General features: G+C 70.6%; 9 protein-coding genes. 6 read left to right on the top strand and 3 right to left on the bottom strand.

Annotated elements, in window-relative coordinates:
• From A7A76_RS03885 to A7A76_RS03865, 5 genes are all read left to right on the top strand, one after another.
• Window positions 1-540, top strand: a 540-nt coding sequence (locus A7A76_RS03885) for a hypothetical protein (RefSeq protein ID WP_206409961.1), incomplete at its 5' end; no start/stop codon positions are given.
• Window positions 537-2,036 carry a J domain-containing protein gene (locus tag A7A76_RS03880; protein ID WP_206409960.1) on the top strand — a complete coding sequence of 500 codons (1,500 nt, stop codon included), beginning with the start codon at window positions 537-539 and terminating at the stop codon, window positions 2,034-2,036. The genes A7A76_RS03885 and A7A76_RS03880, both read left to right, overlap by 4 nt.
• Before the next feature lie 313 nt (window positions 2,037-2,349).
• On the top strand, window positions 2,350-2,976 hold the full coding sequence (locus A7A76_RS03875) for a polymer-forming cytoskeletal protein (RefSeq protein ID WP_206409959.1): 627 nt from the start codon (window positions 2,350-2,352) through the stop codon (window positions 2,974-2,976).
• Complete coding sequence (locus tag A7A76_RS03870; protein WP_206409958.1) at window positions 2,973-3,347, top strand: hypothetical protein; 375 nt, start codon at window positions 2,973-2,975, stop codon at window positions 3,345-3,347. The genes A7A76_RS03875 and A7A76_RS03870 overlap by 4 nt, the downstream gene beginning before the upstream one ends.
• A 38-nt stretch (window positions 3,348-3,385) precedes the next feature.
• Complete coding sequence (locus A7A76_RS03865; protein WP_206409957.1) at window positions 3,386-3,928, top strand: hypothetical protein; 543 nt, start codon at window positions 3,386-3,388, stop codon at window positions 3,926-3,928.
• A gap of 281 nt (window positions 3,929-4,209) precedes the next feature.
• Here the strand turns inward: A7A76_RS03865 and A7A76_RS03860 are convergent, their stop codons facing one another.
• The 3 genes from A7A76_RS03860 to A7A76_RS03850 are packed head-to-tail and all read right to left on the bottom strand — an operon-like array spanning window position 4,210 to window position 6,600.
• Window positions 4,210-4,452 carry a DUF6587 family protein gene (locus A7A76_RS03860; RefSeq protein ID WP_206409956.1) on the bottom strand — a complete coding sequence of 81 codons (243 nt, stop codon included), beginning with the start codon at window positions 4,450-4,452 and terminating at the stop codon, window positions 4,210-4,212.
• Window positions 4,453-4,462: 10 nt separating this feature from the next.
• On the bottom strand, window positions 4,463-6,355 hold the full coding sequence (feoB, locus tag A7A76_RS03855) for a ferrous iron transporter B (protein WP_241200708.1): 1,893 nt from the start codon (window positions 6,353-6,355) through the stop codon (window positions 4,463-4,465).
• Window positions 6,352-6,600 (bottom strand): FeoA family protein, encoded by a 249-nt coding sequence (locus A7A76_RS03850; RefSeq protein ID WP_206409955.1) that lies wholly within the window; start codon window positions 6,598-6,600, stop codon window positions 6,352-6,354. Before A7A76_RS03850 ends, feoB begins: the two co-directional genes overlap by 4 nt.
• A gap of 134 nt (window positions 6,601-6,734) precedes the next feature.
• On the opposite strand from A7A76_RS03850, the gene A7A76_RS03845 reads away from it, so the two are divergent.
• Entirely contained in the window at window positions 6,735-7,517 is a 783-nt protein-coding gene (locus tag A7A76_RS03845) for an enoyl-CoA hydratase-related protein (protein WP_206409954.1), read from the top strand.
• The last annotated feature ends 192 nt before the right edge of the window (window positions 7,518-7,709 follow it).

Below are 7,709 nucleotides of genomic sequence, written 5' to 3'. Positions count from 1 at the left end.
GCCGCACCGCGCGCGCCCCGCGGCGGCGCCTCGGAACCGGCGCCGGCGCCGCCGGCGAATCTCGCCGCTGCAACGGCAGGGCAGCACGACGCGCAGTTCGACGCCCGGCGCTTCCTCGACGAGCTCTACCGCCGCGCCGAAACCCATACCCTCATCGACCTCGAACGCTGGCTCGCCGAACACCCGGCGCTGTACCAGTTCGAACGCAAGCAGGCGCTGGCGCCGAGCCTGGTCGCGTACCTGGCCGCGCGCGAACCGCTGTACCTGTCGCTGCTGGACGCGCTGCTGCGCTTCTTCGGCCTGGACAGCGTGCACGCGCATTCGGCCGGACTGCAGGCGCGCATCGTCGAACTGCGCGCGCGCGCCCGCCGCAGCGGCGCGGACCTGAGCGACGTCCGATTCGGCTCCGGACGCGGACGCCGCGACTCCGGCCTGTTCCCCGAAGGCGGGCTGAGCCTGCGGGCCGTCGTCTTCCTGATGCTGTCGCTGGCCGTGATCGGAGCGATGGCGCAGTTCTTGATGGGGCCGGCCAAGCCGTGACGCCGTTCCAGCGTTTGGGCCTGAAGCCGGGCAGCGACGAGCGCGAGATCAAGCGCGCCTATGCGCGCGAGCTCAAGCGGTGCCGGCCGGACGACGATCCGCAAGGGTTCCAGGAGCTCAACGAGGCGTATCAGCACTGCCTCGCCGTGGCCGCGCGGCGCGCCGCCGCAGCCGAATCCGAATTGGACGGCGACGACGATGATGGATCGCCCTTCGCTGGCGACGAAGCGACCACCGCCCAGCGCCCCGACAGCGGTCCGGCCGCCGACGCGCGACCCGACGACGACGATGCTCCCGAACCCGCCCCGCGTCCGCGATCGGCGATGCACCGCCGACCGGCCGACCCGGCGCCGCAGCGCATCTCGTTCGACCTCGATACCTTTCTCGAACAGTTGCTCGACATCGCCACGCGCCGCATGCCGCACGACCTGCAGCGCTGGCTCGGCGAATGCAAACCGCTGTACTCGCTGGAACTCAAACACTCCCTGCGTGCGCCGGTCGCGCATGCGCTCGCGGTGTGCGAACCGCCGCCGTCGTGCGAGACGATCCACGTGGTCGCCGAATGCTTCGACCTGGGCACCGTCGATGCGCAGGACGCACGCACGCGCCAGTGGATCGCCATCGCCTACGACCGCGGCGAGCGCAGCGAAGCGTTCGAGCGCCTGCTCGGCGAGTACCGCCATGCGCACGCGCAGTTGGTCGACCGCCAATTGCTGGCCGAACTGCGCGAGCCGCGCTCGTGGCCGCGACGCGCCTGGATCGCGTTGACGCCGTCGCTGCCCGGCCGCCTGCGCGAGTTGCTGCTGAAGCTGCAGCAGGTCGGCCCAGAGTGGCTGCAGACGCGCCTGAATTCCGAAAGCGTCGGATTCTGGCTGCGCGCCACCGATCGCAGTCGCCTCGACCCACGTCGTCTGGCCGTCGGCCTGGCTCGGGTGCCGCTGTACTACCTCGCACTGGCGGGAGCGTTCTCGCTGCTGTTGGGGATGGACCCGCAACCGTTCGAAGGCGCCGGACGCAACATCGCGGTTCTGGCTGCAGCGTGGGTCGGCCTGGCCTCGGCCGGTATCGGCGTGCTGCATGTGCATCGGCGCTTGTCGCAGCGCGGCATCGACACGCCTGGCATGTTCGCGTGGTTCGCGTTGCTGGCCTGCCTGCCGGGGGCGGTCGTGCTGCCCTACCCGACCGCGTGGCTGGCGGTGGCCGTCGGCGGCGTGCTGATCGCGGCGCGCGGCCGCGACCATGCGGCGCCGGCGCTGGCGTGTTACCTCGCCGCGATCCTCGCGGCCATCGCGGTGCTGCCCGCCGCGGTGCGCGCACACGATTCGGGGCCGGCCCTGATCGCCACCGCCGCCGCGGCGATATTGCTGGCGCACGACATCGCCTTGTCGAAGTGGTACCACGTGTCGATAGCGCAGGTGCGGGCCGGCGCCGGCAAGCTGTGGCGCATGACCGCCACTCTGCTGTTCGTCGCCTTCCTCTGCATGCTGATGCCTTGAGCGCGGAACCGGTCGAGGAAACCCCGGGCACGACGCCTGCGGCTCGCCGGCATCCGCCTGGCCGACCGCATTCATCGATCTGAAATATTTCTTAATCACTGTCGTTCGTGCGCGCGTTCTCGCGCGCGCCGCGAACGTGCGCACGCATGCGCCGCAAGGGCTGGCGCGAAGGCTCGAAACTGAATTCGCGCGCGCCGTCGCAGGCGCGCCGATTCGGTGATATTCATCACAGTGGGCGCTTCGTATCAGCGTGTTAGGCTCCAAAGTTCACGCGTGTCATCACCTGATCCCCCGACCTGAGGAACACCGCGTCATGGCCATTTTCAACCAGCCCGCCCCACCCAAGCGCGACACGCCGCTGCCGCCGCTGCAACCGGAAACGGCGCTGAAGCGAGAGCCCGACACCGCCAACGAATTCAGCTTCGGCCAGCCGGCCGCGAGTCAGCCGGCCACCGCGCCGATCAGCGCGCCGGCGCCGCAGCCCGCGCCGCAGCGCCAGGCCGAGCCGGCGCGCGAGCAGGTCAAGGAATCGCTGATCGCCTCCGACCTGACCATCGAAGGCAAGATCCACGGCGCCGGCCACATCCGCATCGCCGGCCGCTTCAAGGGCGACGTGCAGGTCGACGGCGACCTCACCGTCGAGCTCGGCGCCAAGGTCAACGGCGGCGTGCGCGCGCGCAAGGTCGTGATCGCCGGCGAGCTGGAAGGCAACATCGATTCGGCCCAGCGCGTGGAGCTGCTGGAGACCGGCGTGGTGGTCGGCGACGTCAAGGCCGGCACCGTCACCGTCGCCGCCGGCGCGCGCGTGCGCGGCCAGGTCGAGTTCGGCTGGGAAGACAGCGGCAAGTCGGTCGCGCGCAACGACAAGGGCGAGAGCAAGTCCAACAAGAACGACCAGGGCGACAAGAACGGCAAGGCGGAGACCGGCGCCGACTCATGAGCGCGCAACGCCAGGGCATGCCCGGGGCGACGCGCGTTTGTCCGCACTGCAAGGCGACGATCCTGGAATCGGCCAGCGTGTGCCCGGCCTGCCGGCACCACCTGCGCTTCGATTCCGACGCCAACGCGCTGGCGGCGAAACGGTTTTCGCCGCTGCGCGTGGAAGGCACCATCCGCCATCCGCCCAGCGACGGCGCCTGGGAATATTCGATGGTGTTGTCGATCAAGAACGACCGCGGCGAAGAGATCACCCGCCAGGTCGTCGGCGTGGGCGCGCTGTTTTCGGGGGAAGAGCGCACCTTCACGCTGTCGGTCGAAGCGTTCAAAGCGGTCGGCTACAAGGCCGCCGGCAAGGGCCGGCTGCGCCGATGAGCGGCGGCGCGCCGGTGTCACAGGAAAGGATCCCGCCGATGTCGGAACCCGCATCGCTGTACGCCCGTTTCACCCTCAGCCACGAGCAATACGAAGCCTTCATGAGTTCCGTGCCGGCGCGCCCTTCGGGGTTCGCCGACTGGCAATCCTGGTTCGACCGCCGCCGCATGAGCGGCGGCAGCCACGTCCCGCCGGAAATCCTGTCCGACCTGGAAGCGGCCAGCGTGGCCGAGGTCATCAAGGCCTGGCGCGAGGACGCCTGGACCGGCACGCCGCCGGTGGAATACGACGAACTGCGCCGCACCTTGCGCATCGCCATGCTGCAGGCCTCGGAGAACTACCACGAGATGCTGCGCCTGCTGACGCCGCTGCGCGGCGCGGCGCGCTTCAACGACCCCGGCGCGGACGACTTCGTGGTGATCCTGGATTTCCTGTGGGAGGAAGAGCAGGAGATCGAGGCGTATCTGCGCTTCGGCGACGGCGCCAGCCGGTTCGAAGAGGACTGCGCGCCGGAGCATCTGCAAGAAGCGCGCGGTTATCTGGGCGAGGCGTTGAGCTATCTGCAAAGCCGCGCGGGGTGAGTACGGCGGGCGGCTTGCGGATCTGCGCGACGTGAGCACGGCCGGCGGACTGCGGCGCGGTGCGTGATGAGCGCGGCCAAGTGCGGGCGCGGGGTTTTGGCGCTGCGGTGATCGATCCGTGGGTTTCGATGTAGTCGCGGTCGCGGCTTGCGCCGCTCCTACAGGGGCTCCGGCGGGTTTCGATGGCGAGTGTAGGAGCGGCGCGAGCCGCGACCGCGACACTGCGCCGACCGCGAACCCTGCCTATCCCCAACGCCCCACCCTGTCGCCGACGAAGCGCCTCAGTCCGACGGCCCGCAGCTATCGCACCCCGCGCAATTCGGCCCGGCCGCGCGCGCCGGCGGCGCGATGCGCTTGCCCAGCGCGCGCATCCAGGCCGGCCGCCCGTCGCGCACCAGCGGCAGCGCGCAGGCGATGCGCAGGCGGCGCACGCCGCCGGGGAACTGCTTGCGCGCGACCACGGCCGCGCTGACCAGCACCGCGATCGCGATCACCACGTACTGCGCGAACAATCCGGCGTCCATCGCGTCTGCCTCAGCCCGCGCCCAGCGCCACGGCGATCTGGTAGGTCGCGAACGACGCCAGATACGCCAGCGCGAACAGGTAGCCGGCGCTGATCGCCACCTGCTTCCACGAACCGGTCTCGCGCCGGATCGTGGCCAGGGTGGAGATGCACTGCGGCGCATAGATGAACCACACCAGCAGCGACAGCGCGGTCGCCAGCGACCAGGTGTCGGTGATGATCGGGGTCAGCGCCTGCGCCGCCGCGTCGTCGTCGGCCGCCGACAGCGCGTACACCGTCGCCAGCGACGACACCGCCACTTCGCGCGCGGCCAGGCCCGGGATCAGCGCGATGCAGATCTGCCAGTTGAAGCCGATCGGCGCGAACACCGCCGACAGCGCGTGGCCGATGCGGCCGGCGAAGCTGTAGTCGATCGCCGGCTGGGTCGCGCCTTCCGGCGCGCCGGGGAACGACAGCAGGAACCACAGCAGGATGGTCAGCGCCAGGATGATGCCGCCGACCCGGCGCAGGAAGATCCAGGCGCGTTCCCACAGGCCGATGGCCAGATCGCGCAGGTGCGGGATGCGGTAGGACGGCAGCTCCAGCAGCAGCGGGTGCTCGCTCTTGTCGCGGCGCCACTTCTTCATCACCCACGACACCATCAGCGCGCTGAGGATGCCGGCCATGTACAGGCCGAACAGCACCAAGCCCTGCAGGTTGAACGCGCCCCACACCTTCTGTTGCGGGATGAACGCGCCGATCAGCAGCGCATACACCGGCAAGCGCGCCGAACAGGTCATCAGCGGTGCGACGATGATCGTGGCGAGGCGGTCGCGCGGATCCTGGATCGAGCGCGTGGCCATGATCCCGGGGATCGCACAGGCGAAGCTCGACAGCAGCGGAATGAACGAGCGCCCCGACAGGCCGGCGCCGGCCATCATCTTGTCGAGCAGGAACGCCGCGCGCGGCAGGTAGCCCGATTCCTCCAGCGCCAGGATGAAGGCGAACAGGATCAGGATCTGCGGCAGGAACACGACCACCCCGCCGAGGCCGGCGATGACGCCGTCGACCAGCAGGCTGCGCAGCGGCCCGTCGGGCAGCAGCGCGCCGGCGCGCTCGCCGATCCAGGCAGTGCCGGCCTCGATCCCGTCCATCAGCGGCGTGGCCCAGGCGTACACCGCCTGGAAGATCAGGAACATCACCACCGCCAGCGACAGCAGGCCCAGCACCGGATGAAGCAGCCAGCGGTCGAGCGCGTCGTCGATCTTGGCGGTGCGGGTGGGCATGGTCACCGTCAGATCGAGCAGGCGGCGGGTTTCGGCATGCAGATCGGCGCCTTCGGCCAGGCGCGCGCGCGGCGCATGCGGCGCGGCGGCGACCTGGTCGAGCGTGGCCACCAGCTCGCGCGCGCCGCCGCGCTTGACCGCGACGGTCGCCACCACCGGCACGCCGAGTTCGCTTTCCAGCGCCGCCAGGTCGATGCCGATGCCGCGGCGCCTGGCCGCGTCCATCATGTTGACCGCGACGATCATCGGCCGGCCGAGCTCGCGCAGTTCCAGCGCGAAGCGCAGGTGCAGGCGCAGATTGGTCGCATCGACCACGCACAGCAGCACGTCCGGCGCCGGTTCGCCCGGATAGAAGCCGCGCAGCACGTCGCGGGTGACCGCTTCGTCCAGGCTGGCGGCGCTGAGGCTGTAGGCGCCGGGCAGGTCGAGCACCGCGTAGTGGCGGCCCGAGGGCGCGTGCAGGCGGCCTTCCTTGCGCTCGACGGTGACGCCGGCGTAATTGGCGACCTTCTGCCGGCTGCCGGTGAGCTGGTTGAACAGCGCGGTCTTGCCGCAGTTCGGATTGCCGACCAGGGCCACGCGCAGATGCTGGTCGGCGGCCTCGCGCGGCGCGCTCATCGCGGGGGCGGCGGCGCTCATGCCCCGGTCTCCAGCGGCGTCACCCGCACCCGCGCCGCCTCGCTGCGGCGCAGGGCGAAGCGGGTGTAGCCGATCTGCACCAGCAGCGGCTCGGCGGCGACCGGGCCGACGGCCATCACTTCCACCCGTTCGCCGGCGACGAAACCGAGTTCGCGCAGGCGTCGGGCGATGGTGTCGTTCGGCGCCTGGTCGTCGACGTTCTCGACCGTGGCCGCGGTGCGGTGCGGCAATTCGGACAGCTTCAAAGGGGCGGCTTCCACGGAAAAGGTGGCGTCCCAAATGGGAATTGTTCTCATTCTAGCACCGACCGCCGTACAGGGGCGGAGGGAACAAGCTGAACGGTATCATTCGGCCAACTCTCACAAACTCCCCCGACCCGATGAACCATCCGCTGCTGAGCCTGCGCGACGGGCCCGTCGCCCGTTTGCGCCTGAACCGCCCCGACCTGCACAACGCCTTCGACGCGGTGCTGATCGCCGCCCTGACCGGCGCCCTGGAAGCCGTCGGCGCCGACGACGGCGTGCGGGTGGTGGTGATCGAGGGCGAAGGCGCCTCGTTCTCGGCCGGCGCCGACCTGAACTGGATGCGCGGCATGGCCGCCGCCAGCGAAGCGGACAACCGCGAAGACTCGCTGGCGCTGGCGCGGCTGATGCGCACCCTCAACGAACTGCCCAAGCCGACCATCGCCCGCGTCCACGGCGCGGCGTTCGGCGGCGGCGTCGGCCTGGTCGCCTGCTGCGACATCGCCATCGGCGTGCCGGAGGCCAAGTTCGGCCTGACCGAGAGCAAGCTCGGGCTGTTGCCGGCGGTGATTTCGCCGTACGTGATCGAAGCCATCGGCGCGCGCCAGGCGCGGCGCTGGTTCGCCAGCGCGGAGATCTTCGACGCGGCGGTGGCGCAGAGCATCGGGCTGCTGCACCAGGTGGTGGCTGCCGATGCGCTGGACGCTGCGGTCGCGCGCCAGGCCTCGCTGCTGCTCAAGGCCGGGCCGCATGCGGCGGCGACGGCGAAGGCGCTGGTGCGGCGGGTCGCGGGCGAGCGCGATGGGGGCAAGCTGGATGCCGACAACGCGGCATTGATCGCGGCGTTGCGGGTGTCGGCGGAGGGGCAGGAAGGATTGGCGGCGTTTTTGGACAAGCGGTCGCCGGGGTGGGTGGGCTGAGTTCTCGCGGCCTGGGGGATGGCTGGTGCGTGGCCGTGGATTTCGGTGGCTGTGGGGGTTCGTCGTGGGTGCGTTGTCGCGGTCGCGGCTTGCGCCGCTCCTACAGTCGGATGCGAAACCGGCCGGAGACCCTGTAGGAGCGACGCGAGTCGCGACCAACCGAAGCAACGCAGCCCCGCCGCCCCACCCCCG

The sequence above is a fragment of the Lysobacter enzymogenes genome (assembly GCF_017168095.1).
In the GTDB taxonomy this organism is placed as follows: Bacteria; Pseudomonadota; Gammaproteobacteria; order Xanthomonadales; family Xanthomonadaceae; genus Lysobacter; species Lysobacter enzymogenes_D.
Note: the sequence above shows the minus strand (reverse complement) of the source record. Positions and strands in the feature narration are given on the sequence as shown.